The organism is Bradyrhizobium sp. SZCCHNS1050, from assembly GCF_032484785.1.
Taxonomy (GTDB): Bacteria; Pseudomonadota; Alphaproteobacteria; order Rhizobiales; family Xanthobacteraceae; genus Bradyrhizobium.
Map to the genome: position 1 here is coordinate 1404829 of NZ_JAUETR010000002.1, position 16865 is coordinate 1421693.

At 66.1% G+C, this 16865-nt stretch carries 13 protein-coding genes; 4 read left to right on the plus strand and 9 right to left on the minus strand.

From position 1 onward, the window contains the following. Positions 1-73: 73 nt before the first annotated feature. A complete protein-coding gene (locus QX094_RS30850) occupies positions 74-286 on the plus strand; it encodes a hypothetical protein (protein ID WP_316185352.1) in 213 nt (70 codons plus the stop codon). A gap of 9 nt (positions 287-295) precedes the next feature. Here the strand turns inward: QX094_RS30850 and QX094_RS30855 are convergent, their stop codons facing one another. Both QX094_RS30855 and QX094_RS30860 read right to left on the minus strand, forming a co-directional pair. Continuing rightward, positions 296-1534 (minus strand): hypothetical protein, encoded by a 1239-nt coding sequence (locus tag QX094_RS30855; protein WP_410052213.1) that lies wholly within the window; start codon positions 1532-1534, stop codon positions 296-298. Between the two features lies 1 nt (position 1535). Continuing rightward, positions 1536-2909, minus strand: coding sequence for an APC family permease (locus tag QX094_RS30860; RefSeq protein WP_316185349.1), 1374 nt, complete (start codon positions 2907-2909; stop codon positions 1536-1538). Between the two features lie 340 nt (positions 2910-3249). On the opposite strand from QX094_RS30860, the gene QX094_RS30865 reads away from it, so the two are divergent. Then, complete coding sequence (locus tag QX094_RS30865) at positions 3250-4461, plus strand: alpha/beta hydrolase (protein ID WP_409998609.1); 1212 nt, start codon at positions 3250-3252, stop codon at positions 4459-4461. A 21-nt stretch (positions 4462-4482) separates the two neighbouring features. Here QX094_RS30865 and QX094_RS30870 read toward each other — a convergent pair whose 3' ends face one another. The 3 genes from QX094_RS30870 to QX094_RS30880 form a co-directional block, all read right to left on the minus strand. Then, positions 4483-4833 carry a hypothetical protein gene (locus QX094_RS30870; protein ID WP_315714667.1) on the minus strand — a complete coding sequence of 117 codons (351 nt, stop codon included), beginning with the start codon at positions 4831-4833 and terminating at the stop codon, positions 4483-4485. 148 nt (positions 4834-4981) lie between these two features. After that, positions 4982-6157, minus strand: coding sequence for an MFS transporter (locus QX094_RS30875; protein WP_316175604.1), 1176 nt, complete (start codon positions 6155-6157; stop codon positions 4982-4984). Between the two features lie 102 nt (positions 6158-6259). Beyond that, positions 6260-7558, minus strand: coding sequence for a hypothetical protein (locus tag QX094_RS30880; protein WP_316188449.1), 1299 nt, complete (start codon positions 7556-7558; stop codon positions 6260-6262). Positions 7559-7873: 315 nt separating this feature from the next. Here QX094_RS30880 and thrS point away from each other — a divergent pair, with 315 nt between their 5' ends. Next, on the plus strand, positions 7874-9940 hold the full coding sequence (gene thrS, locus QX094_RS30885; RefSeq protein WP_315714669.1) for a threonine--tRNA ligase: 2067 nt from the start codon (positions 7874-7876) through the stop codon (positions 9938-9940). A gap of 127 nt (positions 9941-10067) precedes the next feature. Here thrS and QX094_RS30890 read toward each other — a convergent pair whose 3' ends face one another. Next, positions 10068-10970, minus strand: a complete 903-nt coding sequence (locus tag QX094_RS30890; RefSeq protein ID WP_409977893.1) for a hypothetical protein — start codon at positions 10968-10970, stop codon at positions 10068-10070. A gap of 285 nt (positions 10971-11255) precedes the next feature. On the opposite strand from QX094_RS30890, the gene QX094_RS30895 reads away from it, so the two are divergent. Beyond that, entirely contained in the window at positions 11256-11819 is a 564-nt protein-coding gene (locus QX094_RS30895; RefSeq protein WP_316164494.1) for a nitroreductase, read from the plus strand. Between the two features lie 237 nt (positions 11820-12056). Here QX094_RS30895 and QX094_RS30900 read toward each other — a convergent pair whose 3' ends face one another. The 3 genes from QX094_RS30900 to QX094_RS30910 all read right to left on the minus strand — a co-directional run bounded on the left by QX094_RS30900 (position 12057) and on the right by QX094_RS30910 (position 16772). Beyond that, entirely contained in the window at positions 12057-14531 is a 2475-nt protein-coding gene (locus tag QX094_RS30900; protein ID WP_316164838.1) for a putative bifunctional diguanylate cyclase/phosphodiesterase, read from the minus strand. 912 nt (positions 14532-15443) lie between these two features. Next, positions 15444-15614 carry an RNA polymerase sigma factor region1.1 domain-containing protein gene (locus QX094_RS30905; protein WP_315714672.1) on the minus strand — a complete coding sequence of 57 codons (171 nt, stop codon included), beginning with the start codon at positions 15612-15614 and terminating at the stop codon, positions 15444-15446. 81 nt (positions 15615-15695) lie between these two features. Next, positions 15696-16772, minus strand: a complete 1077-nt coding sequence (locus tag QX094_RS30910; protein WP_316164493.1) for a hypothetical protein — start codon at positions 16770-16772, stop codon at positions 15696-15698. Positions 16773-16865 lie beyond the last annotated feature (93 nt).

Consider the following 16865-nt stretch of genomic DNA (forward strand, 5'->3'; position numbering starts at 1 on the left):
GACGGCGCTGTCAGCAGGAACCGCGCCGCTTGGACGGGCATTGATGTGACGCTTCCTTCGGGAGGAAACAACGATGCGCTGGACAATCAGCCCCAGAAGCCACCGAGCGCGCAAGAGTGTCGGTCCCGATCATGCCGGCCATCATGACGCACGTCAGGTGGACCTGCTCTGCATCATCGCTTTGTTGATCGTCATTGTCGGTGCCTGGCGCTATCTCGCGGACAGCACCGCCCTGCCCCCGCCGACGACGTCCTACATCGTGCCCAGCCAGAGCGTGCACTGGTGAGATTCGCCCCTACCATCTCGGCCAGAAGATGAAATCGTCGCGCCGCGGCGGCGGATAGAGAGGAACCGGCTCCGGCGCCCGCGGCACGCGCCGGGCGCGCGGCGGCGGCTGGTAATCCGTCTCTGGAAGGACGCTCGCTTCGGCCGAGACTGTCGCGTCGGCCGGAGGCGATCTCACCGCGAGCAGGACATTCGATTCACGCGTGCGCCAGCGATAGCCGATCCCGAACTCCAGCGGCTGCGCGCGCTCGAACAGCTTCGCATAGCTCCTCTGATACATGTCCGGAAACTTGTCGATCGGCCCGGCGTAGCGTCCGAACGGCAGGAAACGCCAAGCCCGCGCTTCGTAGCTTGCGAGCGGGATGCCGGAATCGTCCTGGATGATGGTGGCGTTGTTCTTCAGCAGCCAGCTACGGACCCGCCCGAAGCCGTTCTCATGCAACAGATAGGACGCGCTCTTCAGGAGACTGTCGCCCGGCCCCAGCGGCTCGCAGAACTTGAGCAACCCGCTCGCCTTCACGCCGGAATCGGAGAGATCGCTGGAGAAGTAGTAGAGCGTCTTGGCGGCCCCGTCGGCGCCGGCAAACAGGATGCGCGCGCCCTTGGTCGCATTGCGCGTCGGCGCCTCGTCGTTGCCGTGCAATCCGCCGTTCTCGTCCAACCAGATCAGACTGGCCTCGCGGATCGTCTTGCCGGTGCGCGCCAGGAAGACGTAGAGGATCGGCAGGGTCCCTTCGAGCTCGCCTTCGCGCAGGTCGACCTTCATGTCCTTGGTGATGAAGAAGGAGAAGCTCAGGACCGATTGCAACGAGCGTTCGACATAGGACAGCGCCGGGCCGATGCTGCCTCGGGGCAATCTGGTCAGGTCCGGGATCGGGCCGGTCGGCTCGAGTGCCGCCAGGACATAGGTCGTTGCCTTCGGATGAAAGGCATCGGCATAGAGAAAATCCGGCCCCGAGAAGAAATAGAACATCGACGGCCGCGGCGCGGCCAGATTGGCATCCGCCCAGGCCCTGATCTTCGACAATTGTCGCTGCTCGAGCTGATTGAAGGCGTTGTCGAAGAACGCCGCGTGGCGCCGCCACGCCGGATCCTGCACGAAGGGCAGGAGCGGCGAGCCCGCTGCTGGCGGCATGCCCGCCAGCACCCGCGCCGTATCGTCCGGCGTGGTGGTCTGAGCCCGAGCCTCGAAGCTCATGGCAAGGATCAGACATGCGACGGCGAACCAGACTCTCGAGACCAACAGCATTTCAATCCGAACCCGATGCGAGCGTTGCGGCGATACGGCGCGATCGCGCGTGAGCGAACCAATAGATCACCAATCCCGACGCCATTGCGCCTGCGCCGAGCCCTGCCTGCAAGGGCCGCGTTGTGATGAGATAGTACATCATGAAGAAGGTCACGCTGAGGAAAATCAACGGCGTGACCGGATAGCCCCAGGCGCGGTAGGGTCGCGTGAGTTCGGGCTGCGCGATGCGCAGCTTGATCAGTCCGAGCACAGCGAGAAGCGAGCAGGACAACAGCGAGAACTGGACGACGTCCAGCACCGCCTCGAAGCTTTCCGTGAACAGCATCAGGGTGGCGACCGTGAGCTGGAACAGCACGGCATAGGCCGGCGCCCCATTACGCGAGCGCCGCGCAAACACCGACAGCGCCGGAATGTCCTCGCCCATCGTCATCAGCACGCGCGGGCCGATCCACATCATCGCGGCAATGGAAGGAACCAGTCCGACGCAGATCATCGCGGCCACGAAGCGCCCGCCGGTCTCGCCGAAGATATGACTGCCCGCGATGCTCGCGACCTGGAGCTGGCCTGCGAGAGCGTCCATCGGTGCAGCCCGCAGGAAAACAGCGTTGAGCGCGATGTAGTGTACCAGAACGATCACCGTGCCCAGCAGCAGCGCGCGCGGCAAGGTCCGCTCCGGCGCATGCAGTTCGCCGATGATGTAGGTCGCCGCGTTCCAGCCGGAAAACGCGTACATCACGAACACCAGTCCGGTTGCGAACGCCGCACTCGTCACGTGGCCGATATCGGCCGCGGTCGGCAGGAAAGTGACCGACTGCGGGGCGGCAATGGTGTAGCCTGCGATGAGAAAGGCGGTGATGAGCGCGAGCTTCAGCATGGTCGACAACAGCTGGAAGCGGCTCGACTGCCTGATGCCGCCGAGCTGCACCGCTGTCACGAGCCAGACTGCACCCGTGGCGAGCAGCATCGGCGGAGCACTGGTGATGACGGCCCGACCATATTCGCCGAACGCCATGGCCGCGAGCGCCACCGGCGCCGCGAAGCCCACCGTCGCCGAGACCCACCCGGCCATGAAGCCGATCGCCGGATGGAACGCCCGTGTGAGGAAATTGTATTCGCCGCTCGAGCGCGGAAACATCGTGCCGAGTTCGGCATAGGACAGCGCCCCGCAGATCGACACCAGTCCCCCGACCGCCCACAGCGCCAGAATGGAGAAGCCGGACGGGATGTCCCGGACCTGGAAGCCGAGGCTGGTGAAGACGCCGACTCCGATCATGTCGGCGATGACGATCGCGGTCGCGACCGGCAAGGACACGGATGGAACCCGGTCGCCGTCTGTCCGGCCCCGGCCGGGATCGTCCGCCTCGGATGCAGCCATCTCGTCGAGGGACGCCCGGCGCCCCTTCCTCTGCCTCAGCCCAGGTTCCCGCCGAAGCATTCAAACATCGTTAACGGGCGTTAAATATGACCTTCCTCAAGGGTATTTTTGAACCGATTTCGGCTGGGCTGGGCTGCGGCATTGCATCGGGCCGCCGGCCGTCCCACAATCGCGACACGTTCGCGTGGTGTGTCCCGGTACGCCCGGGGTCGACCGGACACGATCCTTAACGCGACCTCAATTTCGGCGGCGCAGGTTGAACGAAATCCGCTGGTTGAAGAGCCGTGTTGCGGCTCGAACGCGTCTTTGGGGACGGATGATCGGGGAAGACGAGAAAGTGGTGACGTCTGTGCGCAGGGGCTCGTGCCTCTGGTGGCGCGCGGCATCGGCGCTGGCAATCTGCCTTTCCTTCACGCATTGCGGCAAGGCGCCCAATCCCGAGGCGTTGGCCGCCAACGCATCGACGGCCCAGGGGCTGACCTTCGACGATCGTTTTCCGGCACCTGAATTCAGCGACCGCTTCCCGTCCGCGCAGGAGAGCTTCCGGCTTCACACGCCCTCCGACTTCGCTCCGAAGCCGGCGCCCTCACAGATCGCATCGCTGGAGCCGCAACGGTCAGAACGGCGGCAGCGTGAGGATCTGACGACCCTCGTCAGCATGCAGTCGTCGGCCTTTCCCTATTTCGGTAACAATCCGGCATCCGACGCGCCATTCCTGAACGTCAGCAACGGTGAGCGCCGCGGCCACCGCAGCTTGTCCGGCCGCGTCTACTGGCAGGACCAGACCTACAACGACAGCCGCGTGCTGGTGCACGTCCCCGAACAATTCGATGTGCGCAAGCCGGGCGTGATCGTCGTGTTCTTCCACGGCAACGGCGCCACGCTGGAGCGCGACGTGCGCGACCGCCAGTTGGTGCCGCAGCAGATCACTGCGGCCGGCGTCAACGCGGTGCTGCTCGCGCCGCAGATGGCCGTCGACGCCGCCGATTCGAGCGCCGGCAAGTTCTGGCAGCCCGGCGGCTTCAAGCGCTTCATGGACGAGGCTGCGGCCAGCCTCGCCCGCCTGACCGGCAATCCGGCCGCCGCGAAGACGTTCGCCGGCATGCCCATCGTGATCGTCGGCTACAGCGGTGGCTTCCTTCCCACGGCCTGGAGCCTCGAGGTCGGCGGCATCGGCGACCGCGTGCGCGGCGTCGTGTTGCTCGATGCGGTCTACGGCCAGCTCGACAAGTTCGCCAACTGGGTCGAGCGCAACCGCTCCGGCTTTTTCATCAGCTCCTACACGCGCTACACTGCGCGGCATGATCAGGAACTGATGGCGATGCTGCGCAATCGCGGCATCGAAGTCTCCGAGGACATGGACCGGCCGCTGCGCCCGGGCAGCGTCGTCTTCGTCGAAACCGACGAGGGCATCACCCATCGCGACTACGTCACGCAGGCATGGACCCGCAACCCGATCAAGGATGTGCTGGTCAAGATGGCGGCCGCCCAGCCGCCGATCCGGATCGCGGCCGGAGCCCAGGACATGTCGAACCGCGTGTCGAGCCGCTGAGACAGAGGCCGCCGCAATGCCTCAGGACTTGGGAAGCTTCTCGACGAAGCCGTTGAAGCAGGCGAGCCGCTCATCCTCTTCCTTGGTGAACTTGCAGTCGCCGACCACCTTGGCCTTCATCGCCTTCGGCTTGGCTGCCGGCGGAATGACGGCGTCGTAGCAGTTCAGGCGCTCCTTGGTTCCGTCGTCGATCTCCAGGCAGGCCTGGAGCTTGGCGGCCGCCGATTGCGGCTTGGCCGGCGCGGCGGCGGCGGTCTTCGTCCCCTTCGGCTTGACCTGCACCAGCGGACGGTCACCGACCATCGGCGCGCTCTGGGCCAGCGCAGGGGTGCACAGCAGCACTGCGGCCAGGCTCAACATCATCTTCTTCATGCCATATCTCTCTCATCCGACCCGTGGGCACGCGAGGACGTCCGTCGATGCTACTCGCCGGCCGTGGCAGAATCCACGCCCCAGCAGCCCCCCACGACATCGGCCTTTAATCCGGTCGGGCCGGCTTTGCCAAGCGCCAACCCGCTGCTCAGGCCGGAACCGCGGTCCGCGCGCGCTGGCGGCTGGCCAGAATTGCCAGCAACGCCAGGGTCAGGAACATCAGTGCGACGTAGCCGGTGGCTCCGAGCAGGTCGCGTGCAAACAGGCTGCCGCCGATCGCGGAGCCGATGGCCTGGCCGATATAGAGCACGGAGGTGTTGAGCGACACCGAGGCCGAGGCAAGCGGCGGCGCGGCTGCCACCAGCCGAACCTGCTGCATCGAATTGGTGGACGCAAACCCCAACCCCCAGATGGCGACCGCCACCGCCATGAGGCCGTAGGTGCCCGCCGCCAGCGTCCAGGCCGACACACCGGCGAACATCAGGCAGGTGAACAAGAGCGATGTCCGGTAGGCCCCCCAGCCATCGACGATCCGGGTTGCGATGACGACGCCGAGAAAGCCGCAGGCGCCGTAGATCGCGAACACCAGCCCGATCTGGTTGGAGTCCGCGCCAGTCAGGCGCTTCAACAGCGGTCCCATGAAGGTGAAGATCACGAACTGCCCCGACATCTGCAGGGTCGTGACCAGGAGCAGCAGAACCACCAGACGGTTACGGCCGAGCTCGGTCCAGGTCTTCAACGCAACCGGCGCGCCCTTCAGGCCGGATGGCAGGCGCCATGTCAGCAGAACAAAGCTGACCGCGCCGGCCGCACCGACGGCGAGATAGGCAGCCCGCCAACCGGAATGACTGCCGATGAAGGTGATCATGGGCAGCCCCACGGCGGCCGCCAGCGACCAGCCCAGGAAGACATAGGCGATGGTGCTGCCGCGTCTCTCGACCGGGCTGATCAGCGCCGCCGTCCCGGCGGCCTGCGGTGTATAGAGCGCGCCGACCGCGAGCATCACCAAGCGCAGCACCAGCAGGCTCGCATAATCGGGCGCAAACGCCGAGGCGAGATTGCCGAGCGTGAGGACCATGAGCGTCGCTGCGAGCAGACGGCGGCGATCGAAGCGGCTCGTCAGCCAGGCGGTCAAGGGCGAGCAGATGCAGAGCACCACCGCGCCGAAGGTGATCAGGAGTCCCGCCGTCTGAACGCCGACAGCGAGATCCGCGGCGAGCTCGGACAGCAGGCCGGCGGGCGCGAGCACCGAGCAGCCGGTGACGAGATTGCCGAGCATGAGCGCGGTCGGCGCAAAGCGCCCGGAAGCGGAAGTGGATGTCATCGCGCCTCAATAGCAGAGAATTTCATGCATTTGCATGAAAATGTCTCATGCCGCCCATGACTTTCTCTCGTCCTCCCTCCTTCGTCCTGGCCGCCATTCTCGTCAGGGCGCGGGGGCGGACTGCGCCGCCGAGGCCTGCGGCGAGGGAATCTGCGTCCACGGAACCGGCGTACTCGTCGGACGGGCGATGGCCTTGGACGGCGGGCAGCTCTCGGTCAGCATCTTCAGAGCAGATTGCAGGCCTTCGCTGCTCACCGGAAATGTCGAGACATTGCGGCGCGCGACATTCAACAGGGAATCGCTCAGCTCGGCCGACGGCATCGAGGACAGCGTTTTCACCTGGCTTGCATTCAGGAACACGCCCCAGGTCTCGCGATCGCCCGACCGCCGCGGCGGCGAGAGGAAATTGAGCCGCATATCTCCGCTCGCCATCGCCAGCGGACCCGGCGGCGAGCCGGCCGGCGCGATGCGCTCGACGTCGAGCTCGAAGCGGTCCTGATCGAAGCAGACCATCTGCAAGCGCGTGGTCTGGAACGTGCTCTCACCGTCCTTGCGTGCGAGAATGGTCTTGTAGGCAATCCCACGGCTGGCGGTCTCGAACATCCAGGGGCTTTCGACCCGCTGCCGCCTGTCGAGCGCAAACCGCGCGATCTCCTCCCGCGTCAGGATGCGCATGCTCTCGAACGGGACAGACCGCGCCACCGTGAGCAGAGCGGGATCCGCGCCGAGCTTGGTGATGTAGTCGAGCACCATCTTGTCGGCCCGCGCCATCGCCTGCTGCATCGCCTGCGCCCGCATCTCGCGGGTCGGCACGCCGCCGGTGAAGTTCAGGATGACGCGCGGCGAATGCACCGCGAGCGTCGCATCCGCTGCGATGTCACGCGTGGGCGCGCCGAGCAGCATGTAGGGACAGGCCGAATTGCACATCGCCCCCCGCGTCCAGACCTCGCCATGCAGCTCGCGCCCGGACAGCTTCAGCTTGGTACAAGCTTCGCCCTCCTGAGGCTCGAAGCCGCATTCGCGCAAGGTGGTGCGTCCCACCCGCACGGCGGCCTTGCGCTCGCGCAGCATGTCGCCGATGGCGAGCGCCTGCTGCAAATTGCCGCCTGGAGAATTGAAGTAGATCGGCAGTCTGCGCTCCCCGATCTGCTTCATGAACTTGCGAAAGCGCGCCGCGACGCCGCCGTCGATCTTGCCTTCGGCGGCGATCCAGCTGTCACAGCCACGTCCACAGGCGTCCGAGGAGCCCTTGACGAGAGCGAACGCAATCGGCGTCGAGCCGTCGGCGACCCGCGGCGACGCGGCGCGGCGCGCGGCCGGCCTGGACTCCGTTGCAGGCCTGGCCGGGGCACCCGGCCTCGCATGTGTCGCGGGCTTTGGCTGGGTCGCCGGCTTTGGCATCGCCGGAACGGCCGCGAGCGACGACAGGCTCGACAACACGAACACGATCAGCGCGGCCCCAACATGAATGCCGCCGCGCCGACACACAGACAGCGGCGCCTCCCCTGCAGACTCCATCGCCAAACGCGTCCCCACGCCCCGAACACTTGAAGTTGTATCATACCGGCCCGCGGCGGCAATCTCCGCATCGCCGCACCAGCCGCAATTGGGCGGTTTTCCCGTCCCTCTCCCGGTTGCAGCCTGAAAATCCCCTGCTATACCCCTTGCTCCCGCTTACCTGCGCTCGTTCGCAGGAGTGAGCTCAAGGAGTGACCCATGTCCGATCCGAAATCGCCTGATTCCAAGTCCGACCAGCAAAAGTCCAATTTCCAATACAGCCTCAGCAACCTGAAGCCCGCCGCTCCGGTCGAGAAGATCACCATCAGCTTCCCCGACGGCGCCCGGCGTGAATATCCCCGGGGCACCACCGGCTTCGACATCGCCAAGGGCATCTCGCCCTCGCTCGCCAAGCGCACCGTCGCCATGGCGCTGAACGGCGATCTCGTCGACCTCAACGATCCGATCAATGAGGACGCCAGGCTCGAGCTCGTCGACCGCGACGATCCGCGCGCGCTGGAATTGATCCGGCACGATTGCGCGCATGTGCTGGCCGAGGCTGTGCAGGCGCTGTGGCCGGGCACCCAGGTCACCATCGGCCCTGTCATCGAGAACGGCTTCTACTACGACTTCTTCCGCAACGAGCCGTTCACGCCCGAAGACTTCGCCGCGATCGAGAAGAAGATGCGCGAGATCATCGGCCGCGACAAACCCTTCACCAAGGAGGTGTGGGACCGCGCGAAGACCAAGCAGGTGTTCCGCGACAAGGGCGAGGCCTTCAAGGTCGAGCTGGTCGACGCCATTCCCGGCGAGGAGCCGATCAAGATCTACTACCAGGGCGACTGGTTCGATCTCTGCCGCGGTCCGCACATGACCTCGACCGGCAAGATCGGCAACGCCTTCAAGCTGATGAAGGTGGCGGGCGCGTATTGGCGCGGTGACTCCAACAATCCGATGCTGACCCGCATCTACGGCACGGCGTTCGCCAAGCAGGAGCAGCTCGACGCCTACCTCAAGCAGATCGAGGAGGCCGAAAAGCGCGACCACCGCAAGCTCGGCCGCGAGCTGGACCTGTTCCACTTCCAGGAGGAAGGCCCGGGCGTCGTGTTCTGGCATCCGAAAGGCTGGAGCATCTTCCAGGCGCTGATCGCCTATATGCGCCGGCGCCTCGCCGGCGACTATGACGAGGTGAACGCGCCGCAGATCCTCGACAAGTCGCTGTGGGAGACCTCCGGCCACTGGAACTGGTATCGCGAGAACATGTTCGCGGCGCAGTCCGCCGGCGACGAGGCCGAGGACAAGCGCTGGTTCGCGCTGAAGCCGATGAACTGTCCGGGTCACGTGCAGATCTTCAAGCATGGCCTGAAGAGTTACCGCGACCTGCCGCTGCGGCTCGCCGAATTCGGCGTCGTGCACCGCTACGAGGCCTCCGGCGCCATGCACGGCCTGATGCGCGTGCGCGGCTTCACCCAGGACGACGCGCATGTGTTCTGCACCGAGGACCAGCTCGCCGACGAGTGCCTGAAGATCAACGACCTGATTCTGTCGACCTACTCGGATTTCGGCTTCGAGGGTGAACTGACGGTGAAGCTCTCGACCCGCCCGGAGAAGCGCGTCGGCACCGACGAGATGTGGGATCACGCCGAGCGCGTGATGGCGACCGTGCTGAACGAGATCAAGGCGCAGAGCAACCACATCCGCACCGAGATCAATCCGGGCGAAGGCGCGTTCTACGGGCCGAAGTTCGAATATGTGTTGCGCGATGCCATCGGCCGCGACTGGCAGTGCGGCACCACGCAGGTCGACTTCAACCTGCCGGAGCGGTTCGGTGCGTTCTACATCGACGCCGACGGCGCCAAGAAGGCGCCGGTGATGGTCCATCGCGCGATCTGCGGCTCGATGGAGCGCTTCATCGGCATCCTGATCGAGCACTATGCCGGCAGCTTCCCGCTGTGGCTGGCGCCGACCCAGGTCGTCGTCACCACCATCACCTCGGAAGGCGACGAATACGCCAAGCAGGTGCTGGCTGCGCTGCGCCGCGCCGGGCTCAGATGCGAGATCGACCTGCGCAACGAGAAGATCAACTACAAGGTCCGCGAGCACTCGCTGCAGAAGATCCCGGCCCTGCTCGTCGTCGGCAAGAAGGAGGCCGAGACGCATTCAGTCTCCGTCCGCCGGCTCGGCCGCGACGGCCAGACCGTGATGCCGACCGCGGAGGCCATCGCCGCCCTGGTCGACGAGGCGACGCCGCCGGACGTGCGGCGCCGTCAGCGCGAGGCGGCGTGACGTCGTAGCGCGTAGCCCGCACGAGCGCAGCGACATGCGGTGTCGCCGCGACAGCGCGTGAGATCCCGGATGTCGCTCCCGCCGTCGCCCTGACGGGCTCCGGCGCGCGCTCATCCGGGCTACGCGGCTACGCCGACAGACTGGCGACAGCATCCGCCGAACCTCTGTCTCGACCCGCGGCCTGCAGCGCCACGTCGGCGCATTCGGCCATGTAGAGAAACATCGTCGCGAGCATCCGCTCGATCGCCTCGCGCCCCAGCGGCAGAATGGTGATGGCGTCGGTGCTGCGGATGAGCAGGCGCTTCTCCTCTGCGTCTCGCAGCAGCGTCAGCACGTGCTTGCGCGACACCGAAAAGCGGGTCGCCAGACCGTTGATTGAGAACGGCACGGGGCCGTCGGGCGGGAATGGCTGGTCCGGCCCGGCGCCTTGGGCCAGGCTGAACAGGATCACCATGCCCGCGGTCCGTTCGGCAAACGGCTCGAGCTCCGGCGCTCCGTCGAGGATCCGGACGCCGGCGATGAAGCGACGGCCGAGCTCGAGCACGAAGCTCTTCACGAAGGCCGGATCGTTCAACGCAGCCCGGTAACCCACGGCGGCCGGCAGCACCGCGCGCATGGCGTCGAACTGTACGCCCCAGCGCTCGCGATGCAGCGCGATCAGCTTGTCGGTCGGGACCAGCGGCCGCCGCCGGCGGTCCAGATTCGAGGCCGACGCCACCAGCCCGGTCGCCCGCATCAGCGCCAGCATGGCCTCGCAGCGGCCGCCGCTGCACAGGTCGAGCCTGGCACACATCTCCTTCATGGCGCCGACGGTGAGACCGAGCTCGCCGTCGCGCTGCTCGGCAAAATGCAGATACAGCGCGACGTGCGGAAACAGCGCCCGCGCCCGGTCGCTCAGCAGCGCATTGAGGATGCGATCGCCCCGATACAGCCTGATCGCCGATGCCGTCGACGCGCGCATCGCCCGTGCGAAACCAGCCGTCCCGCGCAGCCGCGCGACGGCGTCAGGTGACGGAATCAGTGCGGTCATCGGCACGTCAGATCTTGCACTCGAGGCAACTCCCGGCGGATCTCTTAGCACTATGTTTTTACCGGCCCGCCCAAGGTTCGACAATTCGCTGGGAATATCGTGCTTAGGACAGATGGCCGCATCGGATATGCCCGATCCGCGTCGTCCCGCGCGAAGTCTTCGCCGAAACCCGCAAAGGCTGCAGCACCGGGTGCAGTAGAACCGATCAAAACGCCGTGCCGTGGTCTCGTTGCAGGCGGAGGCCCATGCTATCTGTCGCGCGTGCAACGAACGAGACCCACCGACGTGACCGACGCGATTGAACTGCTGAAGACCCGCCGCTCCGTGAAGCCGCGCGAGATGAGCGGCCCCGGCCCCTCGCCCGCCGAGCTCGACACCATCCTGACCATCGGCGCCCGCGTGCCGGACCACGGCAAGCTCGCGCCATGGCGCTTCATCGTGTTCGAGGGCGACGGCCGCCGCCGCGCCGGCGAGGTCATCGCGGCCGTGTTCGCCAGGAAGAACCCGCAGGCGAGCGCCGCCGAGCTGGAGGTCGAGAAGAATCGCCTCATGGAGGCGCCGCTGGTGATCGGCCTCGTCAGCTTCACCCGGCCGCATCCCAAGGTGCCGGCCTATGAGCAGGAGCTCTCCGCCGGCGCGAGCGCGATGAACATCCTGACCGCGGCCACCGCACTCGGCTATGGCGGCTGCTGGCTGTCTGGCTGGTTCATGTTCGACCGCGACGTGATGGACGGTCTCGGCCTCAAGACGGAGGAGAAGCTCGCCGGGCTCATTCACATCGGCAAGCCGGCCAAGCCGAGCGAGGACCGGCCGCGTCCGGCGCTCGCGGACATCGTGACGCGGTTCTGACGAAGGCACGCGCGGGACCGGCGCGACCTTCAGGAGCAGACGCCCGGCGATCGCTCGGCTCATTGCCGCGCCACGCTCCATCCGCCCAACCTTGCGAGCGCAAACAATCCAGGATTCCTCCGCGGAGGCCGTCCGGATTGCTTCGCTGTGCTCGCAATGACGCGCGGAGATGCCTCAGCCCCAACTAATTGGCACTCCGAAGCCGCGTGCAACATTCCGTAGGCTTCCCTCTAATCCTCACGCCGCCTTCGATGATCTCGTGCCGAACTGCGCCAGCAGGCCCGCGATCTCCGAGGCCGGCTTGGCCGCGCTGAACAGAAAGCCCTGGACCTGGTTGCAGCCCTCGGCGCGCAGCCACTCGAGCTGATCCGATGTCTCGACACCCTCGGCGGTGGTGATGATGTTGAGGCTCTTGCCGAGGCCGGAGATGGCGCGGACGATGGCGAGGCAGTCGGAGCGCTGCGCGAGATCCTTCACGAAGGAGCGGTCGATCTTGATCTTGTCGAACGGGAAGCTGCGCAGATAGCTCAGGCTGGAATAGCCGGTGCCGAAATCGTCCATCGAGATGCGGATGCCGAGCTGGCGAAGCTGATGCAGCGTCGCCAGATTGGCCTCGGTCTCGGCCAGCAGGATAGACTCGGTGATCTCCAGCTCGAGCCGCTCCGGCGTCAGCGCCGACTGCGCCAGCGCCTGGACCACGACCTGCACGAGGTTGCGGCTGCGGAACTGCACCGCAGAGAGATTCACCGCGACCTTGATGCCGTCGGGCCATCGCGCCGCCTCGTGACAGGCCTCGCGCAGCACCCACTCGCCGAGCGGCACGATCAGGCCGATGTCCTCGGCCACGGGAATGAAATCGGCGGGCGAGATCATGCCCTTGTCGGGATGACGCCAGCGCAGCAGGCATTCGAATGCGGAGATCGCGCCGGTCGCGACGTCGACCAGCGGCTGGTAGTGCAGCTCGAACTCGCCCTGGGCGAAGGCACGGCGCAGATCGTGCTCCATGTCGCGGCGCTTCTGCGCCTGGCGGTCCATCTCCTTTTCGAAGAACCGATGCACGCGGCCGCCGTCCTGCTTGGCGCGGTACAGCGCCATGTCGGCGTTCTTCATCAGCTCCTCGCAGCTCGCGCCGTCGCCCGGCGACAGCGCGATGCCGATGGAGGCACCGATCACGAGCTCGTTGCCGTCGATGTCATAGGGCGCGCTGAGCGCCGCGATCAGGCGGGCGGCACACTCACTGGCGTCGCTGGCGCCGCAGCTCTGACTGATGATCACCGCGAACTCGTCGCCGCCCAGCCGCGCCGCCAGCTTGCCGCCATGCATCTGCTGTGTCAGGCGGCCCGCGACCGCCTGCAGCAGCCGGTCGCCCATCGGATGACCGAAGGAGTCGTTGACGGTCTTGAACAGATCGAGGTCGATGCACATCACCGCGATGCGGCGGTCGGCCGCCCCGGCGCCGTCGAGCTCCTGCGCGAGGCGCTGCTGGAAGAATTCGCGGTTCGGCAGGCCGGTCAGCCCGTCGTGGTGCGCCATGTAGGCGATGCGCGCCTCGGCGCGACGACGCTCGGTGATGTCGACGATCGCGACCAGCACGCCGTCGCGGCCATCGAAGGTGATCTCGCGGCCGTAGGTCAGCACCTCGATCTCGCTGCCATCGGCCTTGCGATGCCGCCAGTCGCGGTGAAACAGATCACCGTCGGCCAGCCGCAGCAGCGCGTCATCGAGGCTTTCCCATTCGCCCGGCGGCCAGAGATCCCAGACATTCATGCACAGCAGATCCGCCCGGCCGTAGCCATAGTGTCCGACCATCGCATCGTTGACATTGAGGATCTGCGCGGTCTTCGCATCGAGGATGCACATCGGCACCGGGTTGGCGTCGAACAGCAGCCGGAACGAGGCCTCGCGCCGCTTCAGCGCGGTCACGTCGGCAATGGTCAATGAAATGATGTCGCCAAAGGCGTGGGCGCCGAGCCTGAGACTGCGCGCCTCGCTGTCGAGCTCGAACTGGTCGCTCCGCCCGTGCGTGACGACGTCGAACAGCCGCGCCATCACCTCGGGCGTGCACAGCGTGTTGCCGCCCTGCTTCAGCCGATGCCATTGCAGCGTCGCCGACGGCAGCCTGAGCAGGTCGGCCGCCGCGCGATTGTGATGAACCACCTGGAAATCGCAGGGCATGCCGACGCTGTCGCGGATGGTCGCGAGCGAAACCACGCCGTCGTCCGTCGTCGAGAAGATCGCATCGAGCAGATTGTACTGCGTGGCCCGCTCGTTGACGTAGGTCCCGACCAGCGTGCTTCCCCACCGCGAGTTGGTCGGCAGCGCCAGCACGTCATAGCTGCGAACCATGCCGTCGCGCACGCAATGCGCACAAGCGAGATAGGGCTGGCCGCTGGCGAGCGCACAATTGGCGGCCTCCACCAGCACCGTGGCGCAATCCGGCGACACGGCCTCGACCGCGACGTCCCAGCGTTCATCCTGCAGCCATTGCTGGACGTAGCGACCGCTGCGCGAAATCTGCAGGCGACCGTCCTCGTTGTTGAGCACCGCGATATGATCGGCGAGACGGCCGAGGCTGCCCAGCATGACGTCCTCGTAGCGCGGCAGGCGCTGGCCCGGCTTCAATGCCGCCTGCCATTTGCGTCTGAGCACCGGGATGTCGTCAAAGAGATCGCTGCTGATCGGAGTCAACGCCTTGGTCGTCGCGGCACGCATCATTCCCACTCAATCGCCCAGCCTGTTCCAGCGGTATCTGAAGCAGACGCGGCTTTAACGAGCTGTAAATGCATTGCCTTCGCGCATGGCGCGCAGCGATTGTGACAGTTTTAAGTGGTTCCATGGTTATCGCGCATTAGCGACTGTGACAGCATCGCTTCACGTTCATCGGCGCTGTCCCAACGAGAGAGCGATACAGCATGGCTGCGGATGTGACTGCGCGATCTCGCGACAATATCTGCCCGAGTTTTCTTGTTCGAACCGCCCTCTTCAAACAGAGGGCGCAGGGAGAGCCGGACCTCGACTGAGGCCCGTGGCCCGCCTGCGAAAAAAATGCAGGCGGCAGGTACCACAGGTCAGCCGGAAACCCGGCCCTCCCTGCGCGATGGCTTTAACGGCTGCTTCGCGTTCTCCCTGGTGCGCCGGGCTTTCTGGCCACCATCCCCACGCGAAGCGAAGCCTCAACGTGAGTTGACATCAGCATCGGGATATCAGGACCGCGCGACTTGACCGTGCGCAGCGAATTGTTCGTCGGCGCGAGCAACCCGCGCTGCAATCCACCACGCCCACCGCTCCCCGCCTCGCGTGTCGTGACGACCGCGATACGCCCCTCATCTCGAGGCGGGATGCGCGGAAAGATCCGCCTGATTTGCCCGACGGCGCAAGAACTAATAAGTGCGACAAATTAACCCGACGGGCAGATGTGCACGACTTGGCGAGTCGTGTCGCGCACCACTGCTTCGACAATCGCCGCTGTCGTCCCGGCCTTGAGCCTGGACCCATAGCCACCGGCCGCGGTGATGCGGGCCACTGACAGCTAGGTCCCCCGATAGCATCCGCGGTATGGGTCCCGCGTTCGCCGGGACGACACCCGTGGTCAGGCGCGCTCCTGCCAAAAACGCTGTTCTTGCATCAGTCCTCCTCCAGACGGATGCCTGCGTCGCTGAGCGCCCGCATGATCCGCTCGATGTCCTCGGGGTCGATTGTGTTAGCCGGGCAAAGTGCGTTCAGCTCGTCGAACGTGATCCAGCCCTTGCGCTCGCCGATCTCGATGGCCTGGCGGATGATGTGGGATATCTGCATGCGGCTCTCCCGGAGGCTGGCTCTCATAGATAGCGGGGAGAGTCGGTGTCCTTCTGCGGTGCCATTTCGCGTGCGAGCCGCTTACCGCGCGAGCACCTCGACCTCGCCGTCAACGCCGTTGACGACGCTGAAGGAGCGTTCGAACACCTTGCCTTCGTTCTTGGCGATCGCGCGGTAGTCGCCTTCGGACAGCACGACCTTGGGGAAGGCGCCGATCGATTCCTTGATCACGTCGCCGCCGGGGTTGATGACCGACCAGGCGGTGTTGGCGAGCGCCTCGCCGCCCTTGTCGGAGACGAGCTTCAAGGTGATGACCGCGGCGCGGTGCGTCACCGTGACGTCGGTGAGCTTGCCAGCCTGGACGCGGATGTCGGAGCGCACCACCGAGTTGGCGTCGCCATAGTTGGAGACGATGTAATAGGTGCCCTCCGGCAGCATCAGCATGTCGCCGGCGGCGACGTTCGGCACCAGCGGCGCCCGCTCGCGGCCGTCGAACTGGCTGCCCTTGTAGATGGCAAACGAGATCTGGTTCTGCGGGATCTTGCTGGTGCCGACCCTGCCCTCGAGGCGCAGGCCCCCGGCCGGCAGCACGAAAGATTCGCGATCGGTCTCCGTCTTCAGGTTCACCGACCTGACCGCGCTGACGAGGCCGAGCGCGACATGCACGACATAGGTGCCGGGCGGCAGCACGATGTTCGGCGTCGGGCCGCGATCCTCGCGCAGCATCTTGAAGGCGCCGGATTCGTCCGGCCGGTCGGCGAACACGCGCCAGACCAGACCGCCATTGATGTTCGGCAGGTCCTTTCCGAACCGCGCCGACAGCGACAGCACGCCCTGATTGGGAGCCGCGGCGGGTGGAGGAGCAACCGGCGGGATCGCAGCCGGCGCGCCGGGTGGGATCGCGGCGACGGGCGGTCCCGGCAGCACCTGCGGGGCCGGTGGCGGAATGGGACCGGCGGCGGGGCCGGAGGGTGGCGCCAGGCTCACCGCCGCCCCGGGATCGGGCACCGAAGCCGGCGGAATCGGCGGTGGCCGGTCGCTGAACAGTTGCGCCGCGGCCGGCAGCGTCACGAGCCCGGTCAGCGGCCACGACAAGGCGAGCACAAGCCATAGCCGCCCGCTGCGCCGGAATCTGGTGAACCCGCGACCTGTCGTCATCGTCTTGCTTTTGAACAAAAACGCGGCAAATTCAAGCCTCTACTCAACTGTCCCGGAGGAACCCCGTAAGCAGCGCGCGACTTGGTCGCATTC